Origin of the sequence: Acidovorax radicis N35, from assembly GCF_000204195.1 — a bacterium.
GTDB lineage: Bacteria > Pseudomonadota > Gammaproteobacteria > Burkholderiales > Burkholderiaceae_C > Acidovorax > Acidovorax radicis.
On the sequence record NZ_AFBG01000022.1, the window covers coordinates 275,240 to 295,522 of the forward strand.

The window sequence follows — 20,283 nt, forward strand, 5'->3', positions numbered from 1 at the left end:
CTCGTGCGCACCGTCGGCCCTGCCAGGGGACATTGATAGGGCTCTGGCCCATCCCATGAGAAAATCGCGGGTTATTCCACAGAACACCCAGGACAAGAATCATGGACGCAGAACGTATCAACCTCATTGGCAACACCCTTTCCGACCTGACCGTGCGAACGCAAGAGTTACGGAGGTATCTTTGACTTCGATGCCAAATTTGAACGCCTGCGTACGGTAAACGCATCGCTGGAAGACCCTTCGGTCTGGAACGATCCGAAGAAGGCCCAGGAGCTGGGTAAGGAAAAGAAGGCGCTGGACGGCGTGGTGCTCACGCTGGACAAGCTCACACGCGAGCTGGCCGACAACACCGAGCTCTATGACATGAGCAAGGAAGAAGGCGACGAAAGTGGCCTGATGACCATCGAGGCCGAAACCGCCAAGCTCAAGCCCGAGATCGAGCAGCTGGAGTTCCGCCGCATGTTCCGCATGGAGGCCGACCCGCTCAACTGCTTTGTGGACATCCAGGCTGGCGCGGGTGGCACCGAGGCCTGCGACTGGGCGAGCATGCTGCTGCGCCAGTACCTCAAGTACGCCGAACGCAAGGGCTTCAAGACCACGGTCGAGGAAGAAACCCCGGGCGACGTGGCCGGTATCAAGAGCGCCACGATCAAGGTGGAGGGCGAATACGCCTACGGCCTGCTGCGCACTGAAACCGGCGTGCACCGCCTGGTGCGCAAATCACCATTCGACTCGTCGGGCGGTCGCCACACCAGCTTTGCCAGCCTGTTCGTGTACCCCGAGATTGATGACTCGATCCAGATCGACATCAACCCGGCCGATGTGCGCACCGACACCTACCGCGCATCCGGCGCTGGTGGCCAGCACATCAACAAGACCGACTCGGCCGTGCGCCTGACGCACATGCCCACCGGCATCGTGGTGCAGTGCCAGGACGGCCGCAGCCAGCACGGCAACCGCGACATCGCCTGGCAGCGCCTGCGCTCGCGCCTGTACGACCACGAGATGCGCAAGCGCCAGGAAGAGCAGCAAAAGCTCGAAGACACCAAGACCGATGTGGGCTGGGGCCACCAGATCCGCAGCTACGTGCTGGACAACAGCCGCATCAAGGACCTGCGCACCAACGTCGAAATCTCAGCCACGCAGAAGGTGCTGGATGGCGACCTGGACGCGTTCATCGAAGCCAGCCTGAAGCAGGGCGTGTGATGCACGTCGAGGCCATCATCTTCGACATGGACGGCACCATGATCGACTCCATGCCCTGGCACGCCCAGGCATGGGTCGAGTTCACGCGCCGTCGCGGCATGGACATCGACGTGCCTGACCTCATGGCCCGCACCACGGGCCGCAATGGCACCGAATGCATCCGCGAACTGCTGGGCCGCGAGGTATCGCAGGATGAGGCCGACGCGCTCACGCGCGAGAAGGAAGACATCTACCGCGAACTGTTCGGCTCCCGCTTCACCGAGGTGGCGGGCTTTCGCCATTTTGCGGCGCGCGTGACTGAACGCGGGCTGAAGGTGGCTGTGGGTACAGCCGGCGACATCCACAATGTCGAGTTCGCGATGTCGCGCCTGGGCATGGAGCCCGCACCGCTGGCCATCGTGCGCGGCGACGAAGGCCTGCCCGGAAAGCCCCAGCCCGCGATCTTTCTGGAGGCCGCGCGCCGTATCGCGGTAGCGCCAGAGCATTGCATCGTTTTTGAAGACGCCCCCTTTGGCATCGAGGCCGCCCGCCGGGCCGGCATGCGCGCCGTGGCCATCTGCAGCACGCACAGTGCAGATGAGCTGGCGGGCCCGCACGTGCTGACCGCCGTGCGCGACTACACCGAACTCATGAACACCGACTTTCTGGAGAGCATCCATGTTGCAACTGCATAGCGCAGACGGAGACGGCGCAGGCCCCGCCACCGCCATCCGCCGCGAGGACTACACCGCCCCCGCCTACTGGATCGACAGCGTCGAACTCACCTTCGACCTGGACCCCAACAAGACCCGCGTGCTCAACCGCATGCTGCTCCGCCGCAACCCCGATGTGGCCTCGCAGCCGCTCAAGCTCGACGGCGAAGACCTGAACCTGGCGCGCGTGCTGGTCAACGGCCAGGGCACCTCGTTCAAGATGGAAGGCTCGCGCCTGGTGCTGGAAAACCTTCCCGAGGGTTCTGACCCTTTCGCGCTGGAGATCTTCACCACCTGCTGCCCTGCCAAGAACACGCACCTGATGGGCCTGTACGTGAGCCAGGGCACGTTTTTCACGCAGTGCGAGGCCGAGGGCTTTCGCCGCATCACCTACTTCCTGGACCGCCCCGATGTGATGGCCAGCTACACCGTCACGCTGCGTGCCGACAAGGCCCAGTACCCGGTGCTGCTGTCCAATGGCAACCTGGTGGACAGCGGCACGCTGGAAGACGGCCGCCACTTTGCCAAGTGGGTGGACCCGCACAAGAAACCCTGCTACCTGTTCGCCCTGGTGGCAGGCAAGCTGGTTGCCCGCGAGCAGAAGATCAAGAGCCGCTCGGGCACCGACCACCTGCTGCAGGTCTACGTGCGCCCAGGTGATCTGGGCAAGACCGAACACGCCATGAACTCGCTGATGTACAGCGTGGCCTGGGACGAGGCCCGCTTCGGCCTGCCGCTGGACCTGGAGCGCTTCATGATCGTCGCCACCAGCGACTTCAACATGGGCGCCATGGAGAACAAGGGCCTGAACATCTTCAACACGAAGTACGTTCTGGCCAGCGAAGCCACCGCCACCGACACCGACTTCGCCAACATCGAAAGCGTGGTCGGCCACGAGTACTTCCACAACTGGACCGGCAACCGCGTGACCTGCCGCGACTGGTTCCAGCTGTCCCTGAAGGAAGGCCTCACGGTCTTCCGCGACCAGGAATTCAGCATGGACCTGGCCGGCAGCCCCTCGGCCCGTGCCGTCAAGCGCATCGAAGACGTCCGCGTGCTGCGCACCGCGCAGTTTCCCGAAGACGCGGGCCCCATGGCCCATCCCGTGCGCCCCGACAGCTACGTCGAGATCAACAACTTCTACACCGTCACCATCTACGAAAAAGGTGCCGAGGTCGTGCGCATGCAGCACAACCTGGTGGGCCGCGAAGGCTTCGCCAAGGGCATGAAGCTGTACTTCGAGCGCCATGACGGCCAGGCCGTGACCTGCGACGATTTTGTGCAGGCCATCGCCGATGCCAACCCGGGCAGCCCGCTCACACAGCACCTCGCGCAGTTCAAGCGCTGGTACAGCCAGGCAGGCACACCCCGCGTGCGCGCCACCGGCCGCTACGATGCGGCCACGCGCTGCTATGCGCTCACGCTGTCGCAAAGCTGTGCCCCGACGCCCGGCCAGAGCGAGAAGCAGCCCTTCGTGATCCCGGTAGAACTGGGCCTCATCGATGCCACCACCGGCGCCGCTCTGCCCTTGCACCTTGCGGGCGAAGGCGCTGCGGAGGGCACTGCACACACGACTTCGCGCGTGGTGGTGCTGACCGAGGCATCGCAGACACTGACCTTCACGAACCTGGATGCCGAGCCCGTGCCGTCCCTGCTGCGCGGCTTCAGTGCCCCCGTGGTACTCGACATCGACTACACCGATGCCCAGCTGCTCACGCTGCTGGCGCACGACGCAGACGCCTTCAACCGCTGGGAAGCCGGCCAGCGCCTGGCGCTCCGAACCGCTATTAATGCAATAGCTGACAGCGCAATGGGGACAAGCGCCAGCGGCCAATTTGACCATCAAATTCTCTCTGCAGAGTTTGTGGACGCCATGCGCAGCGTGCTGCGCAACCCGGCGCTCGATGCAGCCTTCAAGGAACTGGTGCTTACGCTGCCGTCCGAAACCTACATCGCCGAGCAGCTTGAGGTGGTGAACCCACAGCGCATTCACGCAGTGCGCGAAGCCATGCGCGAGCAGTTGGCCCTGTCGCTGCAGGCCGACTGGGAAGCTGCCTGGGAGCAGAACCAGGACACCGGAGGCTACAGCCCCGACCCCATCTCGTCCGGCCGCCGCGCACTCAGCGGGCTGGCGCTGCACATGCTGTGCATCGCCGCCCAGAAGACGGGCGATGTGGTCTGGCCCGGCAAGGCCTACCAGCGCTTCAAGGTGGCCAGCAACATGACCGACCGCTTCAACGCACTGACCGCCTTGGTGGCCAGCGGCAGTGAGCTGGCCGCCCCTGCCCTGGCACGCTTCCATGCGCTGTTCAAGGACGAACCCCTGGTCATTGACAAGTGGTTCGCGCTGCAAGCCGGCGCGCCCGACCGTGGTGGCAACGTTCTGCCCGCCGTGCGCCAGCTCATGCAGCACCCGGACTTCAGCCTGAAGAACCCGAACCGCGCGCGCAGTGTGATCTTCAGCTATTGCAGTGCCAACCCTGGCGCCTTCCACCGAGCAGACGCTGCGGGCTATGTGTTCTGGAGCGACCGCGTGATCGAGCTGGACGCCATCAATCCCCAGGTGGCCGCACGCCTGGCCCGGGCCCTGGACCGCTGGAAGAAACTCGCAGACCCCTGGCGCACCTCCGCGCGCGAAGCCATCGCCCGTGTTGCCGCAAGGCCGGCGCTCTCCAACGACGTGCGCGAGGTCGTGACCCGTGCACTCGCCGAATAAACCACGACCAAGAAAAGACTGACTGACATGGCAAAAAGCATCAGCCTGACCCGCTACCTCGTTGAACAACAACGGGTGGATGGCCTCATCCCGTCGCAACTGCGCCTGCTGCTCGAAGTGGTGGCCCGCGCCTGCAAGAGCATCAGCCACGCCGTCAACAAAGGCGCGCTGGGCGGTGTGCTGGGCACGGCCAGCAGCGAGAACGTGCAGGGCGAGATCCAGAAGAAGCTCGACATCATCGCCAACGAAGTGCTGATCGAAGCCAACGAATGGGGCGGTCACCTGGCCGCCATGGCCTCGGAAGAAATGGACGGCATCTACCTGGTGCCCAACCGCTATCCGCAAGGCGAATACCTGCTGCTGTTTGATCCCCTGGACGGCTCCAGCAACATCGACGTGAACGTGAGCATCGGCACCATCTTCAGCGTGCTGAAAAAGCCCGATGGCGACCGTGGCGTGGAGGAAGGCGACTTCCTGCAACCCGGCACCCAGCAGGTGGCAGCAGGCTATTGCATCTACGGCCCGCAAACCACCCTGGTGCTGACCGTGGGCGACGGCGTGGCCATGTTCACACTCGACCGCGAGCAAGGCTCGTTCGTGCTGACTGAAGAGAACATCCGCATTCCCGAGGACACGAAGGAATTCGCCATCAACATGAGCAACATGCGCCATTGGGACGAACCGGTGAAGCGCTACATCGACGAATGCCTGCAGGGCAAGGACGGCCCGCGCGGCAAGGACTTCAACATGCGCTGGATTGCCAGCATGGTGGCCGACGTGCACCGCATCCTCACCCGCGGGGGCGTCTTCATGTACCCCTGGGACAAGCGCGAACCCAACAAGCCCGGCAAGCTGCGCCTGATGTACGAAGCCAACCCCATGGGTTGGCTGGTAGAGCAAGCCGGCGGCGCCGCCACCAATGGGAAACAACGCATTCTGGACATCCAGCCGACCCAGCTGCACGAACGTGTGAGCGTGATCCTGGGGTCAAAAAATGAGGTGGAGCGGGTGACGAGTTACCATTCCACGCTATAATTTGAGGCTTACGCCGGTGTAGCTCAGTCGGTAGAGCAGCTCATTCGTAATGAGAAGGTCGGGTGTTCGATTCATCTCTCCGGCACCAAATGAAAAGCCCTGATTCGCAAGAGTCAGGGCTTTTTTCATGTAGTCAGAATGTGCCCGCAAGGACATTATCAAGGCGCGAGGCCGCAATCTGCAAGCCTTCCGGCGCCACGTGGGCATAGCGCTCCACCATTTCCAGCGTCTTCCAACCGCCCAACCGCTGCAATTCGTGGGTGGGAGTGCCCGCCTGCCGGTGCCAAGTGGCGAAGGTGTGGCGCAGGTCGTGCCATCGAAAATCCTCGATGTCCGCTCGCTTTAGCGCTGCCCGCCATGCCTTGGTGTTGACCTGGACGATGGGCTTGCCTTCGTAGGTGAACACATGGGTCAGGTGATCGCCTTGGCGCTTTTGCAGCACTTGCATAGCTGCCTCATTCAGCGGCACCGAATGGGCCTTGCCGTTCTTGTGGTCCTCGCCCGCTACCCAAAGGTGCCGCCGCTCCAAGCTGATCTGACGCCATTGCAACTTCGTCACGTTGCTTTGCCGGAGACCGGTTGCCACCGAGAAAACAGCCATGTCCCGCAAGTGCTCGGGCAACTGGTCAAGCAGGCGCGCGAACTCTTCCTGAGTCAACGAGCGGATGCGTCCTCCCTTGTCGCGCAGCATCCCCACCTTGGGGACACGATCGAGCCATTCCCAGTCGTAGCAGGCCTTACGCAAGATGGCCCGGACAAGGGCCATGTACCGATTAACGGTGCCAGCAGCGACCCCCTTTGACCGTTTGGCCTTCACTTCGTCAAGCAAGGCCTTGCTGATCTCGTCCAAGGCTTTCCCCCCTAGATGTGGGTGGAACCAGCGCAGCATGGATTTGTCCCAGGCCTGCGTGCGCTTGTGCGTTGTTTCGATCAGGAAACGGTCGGCGGCCTCATCCCAAGTTCGACGTGGCTTCACATCAAGTTTTTCTTGCTCCCAGCGCTCGGCCTTCAGCTTGTCGTGGTACTGCTGGGCCTGCCGCTTGTTGGCGGTGCCGCTGGAGATCTGCAGAGGTTTAAGCTCGTTTTTGGTAGGGGGAAGGCGTATCCACCAATTGGGCGAATTTGCGCGCTTGTAGAGGCTCATGCGGCACCCCCTCTCAGCTCCCAGTCAAGCATGGCCGGGTCGTTCTTGACGTGGTAGCTGTAGGGGTCAATGCGTGCAGGAATGCCAGGGCGCAGGAGCTTGTCAACGACCGCCACATAGTCGCCTTGCATCACCTGCATCATGAGATTGACCAGCTTGCCGCAATGCTGCTTTGCGTTGTCAACGGCAGCATCGAAAGCGATCTGCGCAGCGTTCGTCACCGTCTTAATTATTGACTGCTCTTCGCTCAGGAACGCCAAGCAAGGGTAAGCGCCAGCAAGATAGTGGCTAGGACGAGTGAGGATGTCATAGGGGATAAAACGGTCTTCTGCACGCCACTCGACTTCCATGCGCGTCCAGGGGTTGGAGGGGTCGCCAAGCTGCTTGCCTTTCTCGTAAATGCGTGCGTATTTGCCGCTGGCACGGTTGCCGATGCCAAGGGTTCGCCCCTTGGTTGAGGCCTCACCTTCAAGCCAGTCCCCATAGCACGTATGGATGGGCTTTCGCCCGCCTGCGTTGAACCCGCCAGCTCCATATTGCTCGACGGCCCATGCAATCGATACAAGCCGCCCCGCAATGTCGTCATACGCCAAATCAGCGCGTTTGATGGTGGCCCGATGTTGCTCCAGCCACGAAGACAAATCAGCCCAGCGCATGACCATTGAACAGCCCTTGCCCATAAGGCTGAAATACACCCTGCCCCGCTGACTCTCTCCACCCCAAGCAACTATTCCTGCGCCATCGCCAAAGCGTGCTGAGAAGCGAAAACCAAACAAGCCCTTGCGGTGCTGAAGCTCGCTGATTTCGAGGAATTGCGCCATTTCACGCAGCACCCAGTCATAGGATTTTTCATCTGGAGGCACGATGGAAAACGCCAAGGCATCAACCAGGGCAACCCCTTCGCGGACCGGCTCAACAGGCACCAAGTGGCGTGTAACGGAATAGCCCCGAGCTGTAGCGAGTAGCTGCACAGGTTCACCCGTGTCTGCATCGCTCCCCACGCAATGCGGCACATTCGTGTTGTTCTTTCTCCCCGTGGTTACTACACGGGGCGCTGGCGGCGCGGCGGCTCCGTCCCCGCACGGCAGGGCCCCTTCCGCCGCGCCGCCAGCGCCTGCGAAATCAACGTTACTAAACTCAGAAAAAGACATGCGAACTCCAACGGTTGGGGTTCGCCATAGACATGGGATTGGGCCATGCAGCAGCGAACCCTTAGTGAAAGGGATTCGCAAAAGCATTGCTGGCTAATGTCGGCTCCAGGGCTTAGGGGCTGATCGGCCTACTGGCTGCCCACCCTGTTGGGAAACTCGACGAGTGTTTTTATGACCGGGACACCATACCCGTTATTTGCAGATGCAATGCTAATGCGAATGTCTCATCACACGCAATAGGTCACCCGTTGGGTGTTGCATCCTCGTCATAGCCGGGGTCATCAGGCGAGCGGAACGAATACTTCACACGACCCGTTTGCGCATCGCGTTGCTCAACGACTTTGACACCAGGTCGCTGTAACAGAGACTTGGTTGCGGCGTTGGAAAGCATGCGCTCCAGCACGTCAACAACTGACGATTGAGAAGACTGCGAGGGCTGCACAACGGTGGGTTTCTTTTTCATTGCCGCACCTCCACAGATGAGGCCAAGTCTCCAGGGGGTTGCACCCCCTCCTTACGCTTCGCTCCAGCCCCCGAGGTGGCCTCGCCCCCTCCGCCTCGCGGCCCCTCCCCCTTGCTATTCAGCAAGCTCCTCACCTCCACCGAAATCTGTTCCATGGCTTCATCAATACTCCTGGCAAAGCTCGAAACAGAGCAAAGCCAGTTTGGTGATTTGTCCCCTGCTGCCTCGTCCACTACGCTACAAAAACACTCAAGGTTGTGGATTTTTTCCTCAAGTAGAACCAGTGCTTGGAGCACTTTTTCCGAACGACTTTCATTGGCTTGCATATGTAGCTCCGATGTAGTTGAAACTCTCAAAACACCGGGTACAAACTGACCTTCACCAGAGAGAGACGATTCCCGAGAGGCCTTCGTAATGAGAAGGTCGGGTGTTCGATTCATCTCTCCGGCACCAAATAAAGGCCCCTGATTCGCAAGAGTCAGGGGCCTTTTGCTTGGGAATAACCCAACATGCACTCCTGAAGCGCCCACAGGCAAACAACATCACGGCCCTTACGCGCAAGGGGCTGTGGCACCTGACGGGTCGAAGAACCTGCACTCAACCGTCGGTTGCCGCGAGGGCTGCCCACGTCGGACAGCTCAGTGCCCATAAACACGCAGGCCCACCAGCACCACCACCGCCAAGCCCAACGCGAGCGTGGTGAACTGCCAGAAAACGACCGGATTGCGCTCCACGAGCGGTACAGCCCGCTTGTGCTGAAACTGCAGGCCGGGTGAGTGCAGGTCGTGCAGGAACTCTGACACGGCCTCTTGGCGCTTGAGCGGGTCTGGGTGCAGTGCTTTCTGCAGCACGCCATCCAGCCAGTCCGGTAGCTCGGGCCGATGGTGGCGCACGGGTACATACCTTAGCCCTTTCAGATCTGCCGGAGAGCGTATGCGTACGACCTGCAGGCCATAGGGGAGCTGTGCCGTCAGCATCTGGTAGGCCAAAACCGCGAGGGAAAACAGATCGGAACGGGCTGTGCCCACCTGGCCAACAAAGCACTCGGGGGCGGTGTACTGCAAGGTGCCCGCGATAGGAGGTGCTTCGTGGGCGCCGGGCGTTGCGGGTGCCAGCCCTGCCACCAGGGTGGACCCGAAATCGATGATGCGCACGGTACCGGTGCGGTCGATCATCACGTTTTCAGGCCGCAAGTCCTGGTGCAACATTTCCTTGTTGTGAAATGCGTGCAGCCCTTTGGCGACCTGGCCAATGATGCTGCGCACGGCGTCGAGGTCTGGGTGGGGATGGTCCACCATCCACTGAGCCAACGTCTGGCCCTCCACAAACTCCATTGCCACATACACATGCTGGCGAGATCGATCACTGACATGGGGCCTGAGCACATGGGTGCTGTGGATACGCCGGGCCACCCACTCTTCCAGCAGAAATTGATCAAGATAGCCCGGGTCATCACTCAGCGCCGTAGACGGTGTTTTGAGCACCACCTGCTGCCCTGTCCGCTCGTCCACGGCTAGATGCACGTGGCTGCGTGAACTGGCATGCAGTTCACGCACCACGCGGTAGCCCTCGAACAGCATGCGCGGTGACAGCGTTGGTGGCAGCGCCAGCCCCTCGCGCAGTACCTGCAGGTTATGGGGGCTGGGCTCTGGCAACGCATCAATGCGCAGCAACTGCACCGTCATGTCGTCGTCAGCGCCCCGCGCCTGAGCGAGGGTGATCAGTGCTTCGGCAGCGCTGTCGAAGTCGTCGGCAAAACGGGACAACGCGTGGTGCACGTCCGAAGCATCGAAATACGCGTAGGCCCCATCTGTCGCCAGGACATAAAGGGCACCGACCTCAGCCACCATGCAGGCATAGTCGATCTCCACGTTGTCGCTGGCGCCGAGCGCGCGGCCCAGGAACGACTCCAAGGAGGAAAGATGGACACGGTGGTCCTTCGTTAGTTGCTCCAATGAGTGCGCATGCAGGCGATATATGCGTGCGTCACCGACATGCAATACGTGGACTTCGCGGCCTTTCAGAATCAACGCACTGAAGGTGCAGACGTAGCCGCGATCCTTGTCGAACCGCGCGTGGCTGCGCATGGTTTGCGCATGCAGCCACGCATTGGTGGCACCGAGCACGCGCTGCGCCGACCTGCGCACCGACCAGGCGTCGGACGTGGCGTAGTAGTCGTCCAGAAAGCTGCGCACCGCGGCGGCGCTGGCCTCCTGGCTGACGGCGCTGGAGCCAATGCCGTCGGCGAGCGCAACGGCGATGCCTTTGGAGGTGCGCAGCGGCTCGGCCGGCAGCATGGCGCCGTGAAAGTCCTGGTTGACGCCGCCCTGCCCCGCCCGCGAGTGCTGGCCCAGCGTGACGCCGAGGGTGTTGCTCTTGCCGCTCATGGCACAGGTGTACACGCACGCAGGGCCGGACCGTTCCGGCCCTGCAGCGTCTTCAGGCCACGTTGCGCTTGGGCGCGGTCTTGTAGTGGGTGGAGTACAGCATGGCCCCCACGAACGTCAGGCCGCCCACCAGGTTGCCGATGACGGTGGGAATTTCATTCCAGACCAGGTAGTCCATGACCGTGAAGTTGCCACCCAGCAGCAGGCCCGAAGGGAACAGGAACATGTTGACGATGCTGTGCTCGAAGCCCATGTAGAAGAACAGGGCGATGGGGATCCACATGCCGATGGCCTTGCCCGACACCGAGGTGGACATCATGGCCGCCACCACGCCGGTGGACACCATCCAGTTGCACATCACGCCGCGGACGAACAGGGTCAGCATGCCGGCAGCGCCGTGCGCGGAGTAACCCACAGTGCGGCCCTCGCCGATGTGGCCGATCTTCACGCCGACGGCGTTGGGTGCCTCGCTGAATCCAAAGGTGAAGATGATGGCCATGAACACCGCCACCATGAAGGCACCTGCGAAGTTGCCGCAGAACACCAGCGTCCAGTTGCGGAAGACGCCACCCCAGGTGGCGCCAGGACGCTTGTCGAGCACGGCCAGCGGGGCCAGCGTGAACACCCCTGTCAGCAGGTCATAACCCAGCAGGTACAGCAGGATGAAGCAGCCCGGGAACAGCATTGCGCCCAGGAGCGCGTTGCCGGTGTTCACCGTGACGGTGACGGCGAAGGCGGCGCCCAGTGCCAGCATGGCACCGGCCATGAAGGAGCGGATCAGCGTGTCGCGGGTGGACATCAGGAGCTTGGATTCACCGGAATCGACCATCTTGGTCACGAACTCGGCGGGGGCGAGGTAGGCCATTGAAATTCCTTTGGAATGGGGAACGGACAGGCGCCTCGGGGTGATGCACCCCAGGAAGCGCCCCAGGAAGAAGACAAAGAAAAACGGCGTCCGCTGCACCCCCAGACACCTGGGGGACGCAAGGGACGCCGTTATCCTTGGAAGCGCGATTCCTTTGTCTGCGGCGAGCCGCAGACAGATGGCTGGCAGGCCACCATCAGCCCGCCCTCCACCACCTTCCTTGCAAGTTCCGTACCCTTGTTGGGGCAGCCCAGGCCGGGGACATTCCCGCAAACCGCGCACGTTCCGGGGGCATGGTGCGGCGTCGGCCTCACATCAGTGCAGGCCGGGCACCAGCCTGGGTCAGGCGGGCTTGTCGCCCTTGCGGTCTGGGTGGGCGAATGCCAGGTCCGGCAGGGATAGCGTGGCCTCGGCCACATCGAGCAGGCGCCGGTTCTGGTCCATCGAGGTCTTTTGCAGCACGCGAAAGGCGACTTCCTCGTTCATGCCCAGCCGGGCCATCAGCACGCCCTTGGCACGCTCGATCACCTTGCGCTCGTTGAGCGTGCGGCGCGCTGCTTCGAGCTCGGCTTCCATGCTGGCCATGCGCGCCGACTGAGCCTGCAGCAGCTCCAGCAGCGAGGCCGATTCGGCCCCCTGCGCTCCCGCTGCCGACTGTTCCACCGCGGTCGGCGCGATGGCGATGTCGAAGAAGCGGTCCACCGCGTGCGTGCGCTGCGGCGGGTTGTCGCGCAGGCCGCGCAGCAGGCCCTTGGAGTCCTGCAGGTCCTGCTGGGCCTGCACGATGTGCGCCGCACAGTCCTCGCGCAGGCGCTGCACCAAGTCCACCTGCAACTGCCACAGGGCCGTGATGCGCTCGGTGCACACGTCGAACCAGGCGTCGCTGAGGTTGCTGTCGAGCGCGGCACCCGGCCGCACCACGCACAGCGTGCGCCGCAGCCGCTCCAGCTGGGCCATGCCGGGGGCCAGTTGCTGCTGCTCCCAGCGGGTGCGCAGGGCCGCATCGGCAAACTCGGCAAAGGCGCGCAGGCTGCGCTCCTGGGCATCGATCAGGTGCAGCACGCGCTGCTGGTGGGCGTCGCTGCCCTGGCCCGAGGCGAACAGCAGCGCGCCCATGGCCCGTTCCTGCCCCGCCTCTTCCTGCGCCTGTACCAGATGCACCAGGGCCACGAGCTGGCGCGAGACGCTGGGCAGCCCGGCCGCATCGGCCACGTGGAAGACCAGCTCGACCAGCCCGGCGATCAGGTGGCTGAACGCGGCAATCGAATCGTGGGCGGTCATCGCCTGCTTGTCGATCTGGCTGCGCAAGGCGGGCAGTGCATCGAGGCCCAGCAGCGCCCAGGCCATCAGCGACAGGGCCTTGGCTGTGGCGCCCTGCGCAGGCTCGACATGCTGGGCGAATTCCCCGCGCAGCTGGGCCTCCAGCGCCACGACCTCCTGCACGATGCGCCCCCGCAGGTCGGCAAAGCGCTGGGCCTTGGAGGCCAGGTAGACGCCCGAAGCGCCGCGCTCGCGCTGCAGCCCCTCGATCAGCTGCCCGACCACGTCGACCAGCGCGGCCCGGCTGGCAAGGTGGCGCACCGCATCGATCTCGAGCTGGCGCGAGCGCAGCACGAGGCTGGAAACGGACAAGGGCGCGGCGGCCAGATCGGGCATGCAGTGACTCCGGGATTCAGGATACGCAGATGCTAACCCCGCCCGACCCCTGCAGCAGCATTCAGGCGACGGCCACGCTGATGCGCCCGCCCTCGGCGCGCACACCGTGCGCCTGCACCGAATGCTCGGGCGCCTCCAGGCATTCGCCGGTGCGCAGGTCGAAATGGTTCTTGTACAGCGGCGAGGCGACCACGACGCGCTCGCCCAGGTTGCCGATCAGCCCGCGCGAGAGCACGCTGGCACCCGACTTGGGGTCCACGTTGTCGATGGCGAAGAACTGGTCGCTGCCGGTGCGGAACACCGCCACATGGCGGTCGGCCACCAGGGCGCAGACGCCGGTGCTGGGCAGGATGTCGTCGACCGCGCAGATGTCGGTCCAGGCAAGGGAGTCGGTGCTATTCATGGGGAGTGCGCTCATGTCATTTCCTCTCAAGCGGCTTGGCGGATGGGGATGACCTTGTTGGGACTACGTTCTTCGGCACGCGCTGGCCGGATCTGACCTCGCTCCTCGACGAAGAGCACGTTCTCGTCGGCCTTGTCGCTGTTCACGAACGAGCGGAAGCGCTTGCGCGTCTCGGGGTCGGTCACGGCCGTCTTCCACTCGCACTGGTAGGTGGCCACCACGTGCTGCATCTGCGATTCGAGCTCGGCGCACAGGCCCAGGCTGTCCTTTTGCAAAACATCCTTGAGGTAGTCGAGGCCGCCCTCCAGGTTCTCGCGCCAGGTGCTGGTGCGCTGCAGCCGGTCGGCCGTGCGCACGTAGAACATCAGCACCCGGTCGATCATGCGCACCAGGTCTTCCTTGGACAGGTCGGAGGCGAACAGCTCGGCATGGCGCGGCTTCATGCCGCCGTTGCCGCAGATGTAGAGGTTCCAGCCCTTTTCGGTGGCGATGATGCCGATGTCCTTGCCCTGCGCCTCGGCGCATTCGCGCGTGCAGCCCGAGACGCCGAACTTGATCTTGTGCGGTGCGCGCAGGCCCTTGTAGCGGTTCTCCAGCTCCACCGCCAGGCCCACGCTGTCGCCCACGCCATAGCGGCACCAGGTCGATCCCACGCAGCTCTTGACCGTGCGCAGCGACTTGCCGTACGCATGGCCCGATTCGAAACCGGCCGTGATCAGCTCTTCCCAGATCAGCGGCAGCTGCTCCAGCCGCGCACCGAACATGTCCACGCGCGCACCGCCCGTGACCTTGGTGTACAGCCCGTACTTCTTGGCCACCTGGCCCACGGCGATCAGGCCGTCGGGCGTGACCTCGCCGCCGGGCATGCGCGGCACCACCGAGTAGGTGCCGTCCTTCTGGATGTTGCCCAGGTAGTAGTCGTTGCTGTCCTGCAGGCCGGCCAGCTCCTTCTTGAGCACGAACTCGTTCCAGCACGAGGCGAACACGCTGGCCGCCACGGGCTTGCAGATATCGCAACCCATGCCCTTGCCGTGTTGGGCCAGCAGGTCCTCGAAGCTCTTGATCTGGCCCACGCGCACCAGGTGGTAGATCTCCTGGCGCGAGTACGCGAAGTGTTCGCAGAGGTGGTTGTTCACCGCCATGCCGCGGCGCGCCATCTCGGCCTTCATGACCTGGGTGACCAGGGGCACGCAGCCGCCGCAGGTCGCGCCGGCCTTGGTGCAGGCCTTCATCTCGGCGATGGTGCAGGCACCGTTGCCCACGGCTTCGCAGATGCCGGCTTTGGTGACGTTGTTGCACGAGCAGATCTGCGCCGTGTCGGGCAGCGCGTCCACGCCCAGGCCGGGTTTGGCCTTGCCGTCGCTGGACGGGAAGATCAGGAATTCGGGGTCCTCGGGCAGGGTGATGCCGTTGAGCGCCATCTGCAGCAGCGTGCCGTACTCGGTGGCATCGCCGATCAGCACGGCACCCAGCAGCTGCTTGCCGTCTTCGCTGATGACGATCTTCTTGTAGATCTGGCGGCGCTCGTCCACGTACTGGCAGGTGCGGCTGTGCGGGGTCTTGCCATGGGCGTCGCCGATGCTGGCCACGTCCACGCCCATGAGCTTGAGCTTGGTGCTCATGTCGGCGCCGACAAAGGCGGCGTCGGTCTCGCCCGCGATGTGGCGGGCCGCCACGCGGGCCATGTCGTAGCCCGGGGCCACCAGGCCGAAGGTCTGCTCGTTCCACGAGGCGCATTCGCCGATGGCGTAGACATCGTGGTCGCTGGTGCGGCAGGCGCTGTCGATGGCCACGCCACCGCGCGGGCCGATGGCCAGCAGGCTCTGGCGCGCCAGTTCGTCCCGCGGGCGAATGCCGGCGGAGAACACGATCATGTCGGTCTCCAGGTAGGTGCCGTCGGCAAACACCATGCGGTGGCGCGCGCGGGCACCATCGGTGATCTCCTGCGTGTTGCGGCCGGTGTGCACCTGCACGCCCAGTTCCTCGATCTTGGCGCGCAGCACGCGGCCGCCGCCCTCGTCCACCTGCACGGCCATGAGCCGGGGGGCGAACTCGACCACGTGGGTTTCAAGACCCATGTCGCTCAAGGCCTTGGCGCATTCCAGGCCCAGCAGGCCGCCACCCACGACCACGCCGGTCTTGGATTTGGCGCCCGAGGCCTGCATGGCTTCCAGGTCTTCGATAGTGCGGTAGACGAAGCAGTGGTCGCGGTCGCGCCCCGGCACCTGGGGCACGAAGGGGTTGGAGCCGGTGGCCAGCACCAGCTTGTCGTAGTGGAGCACCTCGCCGTCCACCGTGGTCACGGTGCGGATGCGGCGGTCCACCGATGCGGCCCGCGCCGCCAGGCGCAGCGTGTAGCCGGTGCGCTCGAAGAAGCCGGGCTCGACCAGGGAAAGCTCGTCGGCCGAAGTACCGCTGAAGAAGGCCGACAGGTGCACCCGGTCGTAGGCGGGGCGCGGCTCCTCGCACAGCACGGTGACTTCGACGCCGGTCATGCCGGTCTCGGCCAGGCTTTCGAGGAACTTGTGGCCGACCATGCCGTGGCCAATGAGAACGATTTTCATGCTTGCTCATCCTGCAAGAACCCGGGGAACCGCATCAAGGGGTGCAGGATGTGCCGTGCCTTGCGGCACAACGCACCCTCCGCGGAACCACGGGCGTGGGTTGGAACTACCAAGCGGCCGGCTGCATAAGCCGCGGCTCGCTCGGGTGTTCCGCCATCATTAGCGGAGGGGTTGTTGTCAGTCCGCAGGCAGCTTCACCGGCGGGTGTCCATCCAACTGCAATATCCATGCCGGGGTGCGATTGGCCTGAGAACCGGGGCAGTGTGGGCTTTCGAGAGGTCGTGCTCCACGGCTGTCTGCGTGGGCCCTGCGATCTCGCATCAATGCGGTGCACGGCCTCACCAACATAGGGCGAGCACCTGAAGCGGGCCGTTTCAGACAGGTTCAGTAGCAGCGGCACGCATGCTTGGCGGTTGACCGGAGGTATGAAACGCCTGAAAGACACACTGCGTGGAAGCTCATGCTGGCTCACCGTGGCGGACCCGGCCTTCGCTTCGGGCCCGATCGAGCGTCTGCGGTGATTTTTTTGTTTTCAAACCCGCGATCCGGAGGCAGACTCCAGCGAGATGAGATAGCCGTGAGGAGACCAGCTCCACCGCAACCACGGAGACATCACCATGACAGAACGCAGATCCACAAGCGAAAGGCGCAGCGGCACGGACCGCCGGCAAGAGGAAAAAGGCTCTCCCACCAATTACGAACGGCGGCGTACGATCGAAGCGCGGCAACCCGAATTGACCGAGCTGCACCTGAGCGAAGAAGAACTTCATGCACTGGGGTTCAAGCAAGGCGAGCCTGCCCGCAAAAAACCTCGCTGATCCGGGCCGCCCCAGCCATGGCGTCAGCGCAACTCGCCGAGGCTGAATCTCAATGCTCGTTGTCAGCCACGGTGAGCACCCGATGCGCCACCATGTCCAGCGCAGGCCGGGTGACGCCCTGCTTGTCGGTCCAGACCTTGGGCACCAAGCTACCGGCGAGGGCCAGCGCATCGCCATCGCGCAAGTGGTGCAGGGACGCGCGAACATCGCCGTCAAATGCGATCACATTCACGAACAACGTCTCGCCATCGGCCGTGCTGGCGCGCACCTTGGCCACGGTGAAGAGCTTGCCCGTCTTGTCGGTACGCTGCTCGGCATCGCCATACAGGCGCCCTGACACCAATCCATCGATCATGCGAGTCCTTGACCCCGAAGACGCACTGGGCGCGCGTAGCAACGAGGGCGGTTGTTTGTGGGCACCTGAGGTGAGCCGCAGGGAAGGCGAGCACCCCCCTGCCACCACGGCAATTCACGGCACCGATTTCACGGCACCAGCAAAAAAGCCCAGAACCTTTCGGTTCTGGGCTTTTGCGATCAATGGTCGGCGTGGCGGGATTCGAAATCCTCAGCTAACGCCGTATAAATACTTGCAAAATTGCATCGAGCGATCAGAGTTGCCCCCAAAGTTGCCCCATGCGCCCAACTGCTCCGATTCTCACACAGTCGCGGGCAGCGCAACCGCTGTTCAGTTCTGTATTGGCAATTCGACAGTTAGCGTTGGGTCTTGTGGGCCATGCACGAAACACTGGAGCTGTGGCAAATGAACTAAGGCTTCAGCTTGCTCCACGTTGCCATGGAGCCAGGTATCCCAGTCGCCTTTTTCCAGCGGCACCACCGTGCGCTTGTCCTGCTTGTCAGGCGCGCGCTTGGGGTCCGGCCGGTGCATCAGGTTGAGCACCGGCACGTCGTCGCAGTTCTGCGTGATCATGGTGTAGCTGGGCAGCACCTCGCCCGTGGCTGGGTCGGTCCACTCGCTCCACAGGCCCGCAAGGCCCCAGGGCTCGCCATCGGCGCGCTCGAACTGCCAGGGGATGTGCTTCTTGGTCCCCCAGTAGGGTTCGACGTACAGCTGGGCGGGGATGATGCAGCGCTGCCCCTTGCGCCATGGGCCGCCATATGTCCATGACTTGTCCATGCCTTCCCGCCGGGCGTTGAAGGTGCTCAGGCGCTTGCCATCCTTGCCGGTGGGGATGTGTGTCTTGGAGTGCGGCGGGATCATTCCCCATTGCCCTACTACCAGCTCGCGCCCTGCCCCGCCCTTGGCCCGCAGAAACGGCCCCCGGTACAGCGGGCTCATCTTGTCGCGCCACTCTTCCTCGGGCACGTCACCGAAGTGCAGCACCAGCTGCTCGCGGTCGGGGACCTCGTAGTAGGTACACATGGCAACATTCTGGCAGCAGATGGCTATACTGTGAATATGTACAGCTTTTTGGATTCCCCCCTGCCCGTACCGTATGACGCGGCCGTGCAGGTGCTCGCTCTGCCTGTGTGCGGCGTGAGTGTGCGCGCGGGGTTTCCATCGCCTGCTGACGACTTCGTGGTGGAGCGGCTGGACATCATGCAGTTGCTGGTGAAGCACCCTCAGGCCACCTACTTCTGGCGGGTGCGGGGCGACTCCATGCGCGACGCGGGCATTGATGACGGCTGCATCATTGCCGTGGACCGGGCGATCAAGCCCAAGCACAACAACATCGTGGTGGCCATCGTGGACGGCGAATGCACGGTGAAGTTTTTGCACCAGCGCGCCGGCCGCATCAAGCTGCGCGCAGCCAACCCCACCTATCCCGACATCATCCCCCGCGACAGCCAGACCATTGAGGTGTGGGGTGTGGTGAGTGGGTGCGTGAAGCTGTTTCCCACCTGATCTGATGGATGGAGGCCAGCATGTACGCGCTGGTGGACGGGAATAATTTTTACGTGAGCTGCGAGCGGGTGTTCCGCCCCAGTCTGAACGGCCGCCCGGTGGTGGTGCTGAGCAACAACGACGGCTGCGCCATCGCCCGCAGCAATGAGGCCAAGGCCCTGGGCATCAAGATGGGGGCGCCGTGGTTCCAGATCCAACACATGGAGGAAACCCACGGCCTGGTGGCGCTGAGTGCGAACTTCACGCTGTACGGCGACATGAGCGACCGCATGATGAGTCTGGCGGCGGGCCTGGGTCCCACGCAGGAGATTTACAGCATCGACGAGTCATTCATCGGCCTGCAAGGCGTGCGGGGCGATCTGACCAAACGCAGCCAGGCCATCCGCGACCGCATCAATCAGTGGGTGGGCATCCCCTGCGGGGTGGGCATCGGACAGACCAAGACACTGGCGAAGCTGGCCAATCACATCGCCAAGACGGCCGAGCGTAAACCGGGCAGCTACGCCGCCGAGCTGGCCCAAGTGTGCAACCTGACCACCCTCCCCGCCCAGGACCTGGACGACGTGCTGGCCGCCACGATGGTCGAAGAAGTCTGGGGCGTGGGCCGCAAAATCGCGGCACAGCTGCATGAAGGTGGAGTGCATACCGTGCTGGACCTGGCCCGGCTGGACCCGGCCACCGTGCGTAGGCGCTGGAGCGTGGTGCTGGAGCGCACCGTGCGTGAGTTGCAGGGCATGCAGTGCATTGACCTAGATGACGCACCGGCGCCCAAAAAAGAGATTGCCTGCACCCGGTCATTCGGCCAGGCGGTGACAGACCTCCCCCCTCTGGTGGAAGCCGTGAGCGAGTTCGCCAGCCGCGCGGCCGAGAAGCTGCGCAAGCAAGGCAGCCTGGCCAGCCAGCTGCTGGTGTTCTGCCACACCTCCCCTTTCCGACCCGGACCCCGATTCAACCGCAGCATCGTGGTGCCGCTGCGCCGCCCGACGGCCGACACCGGCAAGCTGGTGTGGGCCGCCACTGCTGGCATGCGGCGCATCTATGAGCCCGGCTTCAAGATGGCCAAGGCCGGGGTGATGCTGCTGGACCTGGTGCCGGGCTGCGTGCTGCAGGGTGAACTAGACCTGGAGGAAGAAGACCAGCGGGACCGGACCAAGCTGATGGTGGCGCTGGACACGCTCAATCAGCGCTATGGCAAGGGCACCGTGCATTCAGGCGCCACGGGCGGCACCAACAAGGGCAAGGACTGGGGGATGAGGCAGGAGAGGCGCACGCCGCAGTACACCACGCGGTGGGCGGACGTTCCCACCGCGCGGGCGTAA

At 63.6% G+C, this 20,283-nt stretch carries 17 protein-coding genes and 1 tRNA gene; 8 read left to right on the top strand and 10 right to left on the bottom strand.

Annotated elements, in window-relative coordinates; genetic code table 11:
- Positions 1-101 precede the first annotated feature (101 nt).
- The 5 genes from prfB (at position 102) to ARADN35_RS0121410 (ending at position 5,737) form a co-directional block, all read left to right on the top strand.
- A protein-coding gene (gene prfB, locus ARADN35_RS0121390) for a peptide chain release factor 2 (protein ID WP_100199503.1) occupies positions 102-1,206 on the top strand; the annotation gives its coding sequence in 2 pieces (ribosomal slippage) (positions 102-182 and positions 184-1,206; 1,104 coding nt in all).
- Entirely contained in the window at positions 1,206-1,880 is a 675-nt protein-coding gene (locus ARADN35_RS0121395) for an HAD family hydrolase (protein ID WP_010465821.1), read from the top strand. The genes prfB and ARADN35_RS0121395 overlap by 1 nt, the downstream gene beginning before the upstream one ends.
- On the top strand, positions 1,864-4,614 hold the full coding sequence (gene pepN / locus ARADN35_RS0121400; RefSeq protein ID WP_010465822.1) for an aminopeptidase N: 2,751 nt from the start codon (positions 1,864-1,866) through the stop codon (positions 4,612-4,614). The genes ARADN35_RS0121395 and pepN overlap by 17 nt, the downstream gene beginning before the upstream one ends.
- 27 nt (positions 4,615-4,641) lie before the next feature.
- Complete coding sequence (locus ARADN35_RS0121405; protein WP_010465823.1) at positions 4,642-5,649, top strand: class 1 fructose-bisphosphatase; 1,008 nt, start codon at positions 4,642-4,644, stop codon at positions 5,647-5,649.
- Positions 5,650-5,661: 12 nt separating this feature from the next.
- Positions 5,662-5,737, top strand: a tRNA-Thr gene (locus ARADN35_RS0121410).
- Between the two features lie 45 nt (positions 5,738-5,782).
- Here the strand turns inward: ARADN35_RS0121410 and ARADN35_RS0121415 are convergent.
- The 8 genes from ARADN35_RS0121415 to nirB form a co-directional block, all read right to left on the bottom strand.
- The gene (locus ARADN35_RS0121415; RefSeq protein ID WP_010465824.1) at positions 5,783-6,793 is read right to left on the bottom strand and encodes a tyrosine-type recombinase/integrase; all 1,011 of its coding nucleotides are present in this window, start codon (positions 6,791-6,793) and stop codon (positions 5,783-5,785) included.
- Positions 6,790-7,944 (bottom strand): replication initiation factor domain-containing protein, encoded by a 1,155-nt coding sequence (locus tag ARADN35_RS27070; protein ID WP_159103204.1) that lies wholly within the window; start codon positions 7,942-7,944, stop codon positions 6,790-6,792. The genes ARADN35_RS0121415 and ARADN35_RS27070 overlap by 4 nt, the downstream gene beginning before the upstream one ends.
- 241 nt (positions 7,945-8,185) lie before the next feature.
- Positions 8,186-8,407 carry a hypothetical protein gene (locus tag ARADN35_RS28090; RefSeq protein ID WP_139019224.1) on the bottom strand — a complete coding sequence of 74 codons (222 nt, stop codon included), beginning with the start codon at positions 8,405-8,407 and terminating at the stop codon, positions 8,186-8,188.
- Between the two features lie 638 nt (positions 8,408-9,045).
- Positions 9,046-10,794: a bifunctional protein-serine/threonine kinase/phosphatase gene (locus ARADN35_RS0121425; protein WP_029414273.1), complete on the bottom strand. Its 1,749-nt coding sequence runs from the start codon at positions 10,792-10,794 to the stop codon at positions 9,046-9,048.
- Between the two features lie 52 nt (positions 10,795-10,846).
- Positions 10,847-11,659 carry a formate/nitrite transporter family protein gene (locus ARADN35_RS0121430; RefSeq protein ID WP_010465827.1) on the bottom strand — a complete coding sequence of 271 codons (813 nt, stop codon included), beginning with the start codon at positions 11,657-11,659 and terminating at the stop codon, positions 10,847-10,849.
- Positions 11,660-12,001: 342 nt separating this feature from the next.
- Entirely contained in the window at positions 12,002-13,315 is a 1,314-nt protein-coding gene (locus tag ARADN35_RS0121435) for a nitrate regulatory protein (protein ID WP_010465828.1), read from the bottom strand.
- Between the two features lie 61 nt (positions 13,316-13,376).
- A complete protein-coding gene (nirD, locus tag ARADN35_RS0121440; protein ID WP_181147573.1) occupies positions 13,377-13,733 on the bottom strand; it encodes a nitrite reductase small subunit NirD in 357 nt (118 codons plus the stop codon).
- 11 nt (positions 13,734-13,744) lie between these two features.
- Positions 13,745-16,282, bottom strand: a complete 2,538-nt coding sequence (nirB, locus tag ARADN35_RS0121445) for a nitrite reductase large subunit NirB (RefSeq protein ID WP_010465831.1) — start codon at positions 16,280-16,282, stop codon at positions 13,745-13,747.
- Positions 16,283-16,899: 617 nt separating this feature from the next.
- On the opposite strand from nirB, the gene ARADN35_RS27540 reads away from it, so the two are divergent.
- Positions 16,900-17,100, top strand: a complete 201-nt coding sequence (locus tag ARADN35_RS27540; protein WP_010465832.1) for a hypothetical protein — start codon at positions 16,900-16,902, stop codon at positions 17,098-17,100.
- Positions 17,101-17,149: 49 nt separating this feature from the next.
- Here the strand turns inward: ARADN35_RS27540 and ARADN35_RS0121450 are convergent, their stop codons facing one another.
- The gene (locus tag ARADN35_RS0121450) at positions 17,150-17,455 is read right to left on the bottom strand and encodes a single-stranded DNA-binding protein (protein ID WP_010465833.1); all 306 of its coding nucleotides are present in this window, start codon (positions 17,453-17,455) and stop codon (positions 17,150-17,152) included.
- 330 nt (positions 17,456-17,785) lie between these two features.
- A complete protein-coding gene (locus ARADN35_RS0121455) occupies positions 17,786-18,481 on the bottom strand; it encodes an SOS response-associated peptidase (RefSeq protein WP_010465835.1) in 696 nt (231 codons plus the stop codon).
- Between the two features lie 36 nt (positions 18,482-18,517).
- Between ARADN35_RS0121455 and ARADN35_RS0121460 the strand changes: the two genes are divergently transcribed.
- Positions 18,518-18,964, top strand: a complete 447-nt coding sequence (locus ARADN35_RS0121460) for a LexA family protein (RefSeq protein WP_010465837.1) — start codon at positions 18,518-18,520, stop codon at positions 18,962-18,964.
- Positions 18,965-18,984: 20 nt separating this feature from the next.
- Positions 18,985-20,283, top strand: a complete 1,299-nt coding sequence (locus ARADN35_RS0121465; RefSeq protein WP_010465839.1) for a Y-family DNA polymerase — start codon at positions 18,985-18,987, stop codon at positions 20,281-20,283.

Bases quoted from the DNA above. Each gene is read 5' to 3' on its own strand.
- ARADN35_RS0121465 (WP_010465839.1), top strand. From the start codon at position 18,985: ATGTACGCGCTGGTGGACGGGAATAATTTTTACGTGAGCTGCGAGCGG.
- ARADN35_RS27540 (WP_010465832.1), top strand. From the start codon at position 16,900: ATGACAGAACGCAGATCCACAAGCGAAAGGCGCAGCGGCACGGACCGC.
- ARADN35_RS0121450 (WP_010465833.1), bottom strand. From the start codon at position 17,455: ATGATCGATGGATTGGTGTCAGGGCGCCTGTATGGCGATGCCGAGCAG.
- pepN (WP_010465822.1), top strand. From the start codon at position 1,864: ATGTTGCAACTGCATAGCGCAGACGGAGACGGCGCAGGCCCCGCCACC.
- ARADN35_RS0121395 (WP_010465821.1), top strand. From the start codon at position 1,206: ATGCACGTCGAGGCCATCATCTTCGACATGGACGGCACCATGATCGAC.
- ARADN35_RS0121415 (WP_010465824.1), bottom strand. From the start codon at position 6,793: ATGAGCCTCTACAAGCGCGCAAATTCGCCCAATTGGTGGATACGCCTT.
- ARADN35_RS28090 (WP_139019224.1), bottom strand. From the start codon at position 8,407: ATGAAAAAGAAACCCACCGTTGTGCAGCCCTCGCAGTCTTCTCAATCG.
- ARADN35_RS0121435 (WP_010465828.1), bottom strand. From the start codon at position 13,315: ATGCCCGATCTGGCCGCCGCGCCCTTGTCCGTTTCCAGCCTCGTGCTG.
- ARADN35_RS0121455 (WP_010465835.1), bottom strand. From the start codon at position 18,481: ATGTGTACCTACTACGAGGTCCCCGACCGCGAGCAGCTGGTGCTGCAC.
- ARADN35_RS27070 (WP_159103204.1), bottom strand. From the start codon at position 7,944: ATGTCTTTTTCTGAGTTTAGTAACGTTGATTTCGCAGGCGCTGGCGGC.
- nirD (WP_181147573.1), bottom strand. From the start codon at position 13,733: ATGAGCGCACTCCCCATGAATAGCACCGACTCCCTTGCCTGGACCGAC.
- ARADN35_RS0121430 (WP_010465827.1), bottom strand. From the start codon at position 11,659: ATGGCCTACCTCGCCCCCGCCGAGTTCGTGACCAAGATGGTCGATTCC.
- ARADN35_RS0121425 (WP_029414273.1), bottom strand. From the start codon at position 10,794: ATGAGCGGCAAGAGCAACACCCTCGGCGTCACGCTGGGCCAGCACTCG.
- ARADN35_RS0121460 (WP_010465837.1), top strand. From the start codon at position 18,518: ATGTACAGCTTTTTGGATTCCCCCCTGCCCGTACCGTATGACGCGGCC.
- ARADN35_RS0121405 (WP_010465823.1), top strand. From the start codon at position 4,642: ATGGCAAAAAGCATCAGCCTGACCCGCTACCTCGTTGAACAACAACGG.
- nirB (WP_010465831.1), bottom strand. From the start codon at position 16,282: ATGAAAATCGTTCTCATTGGCCACGGCATGGTCGGCCACAAGTTCCTC.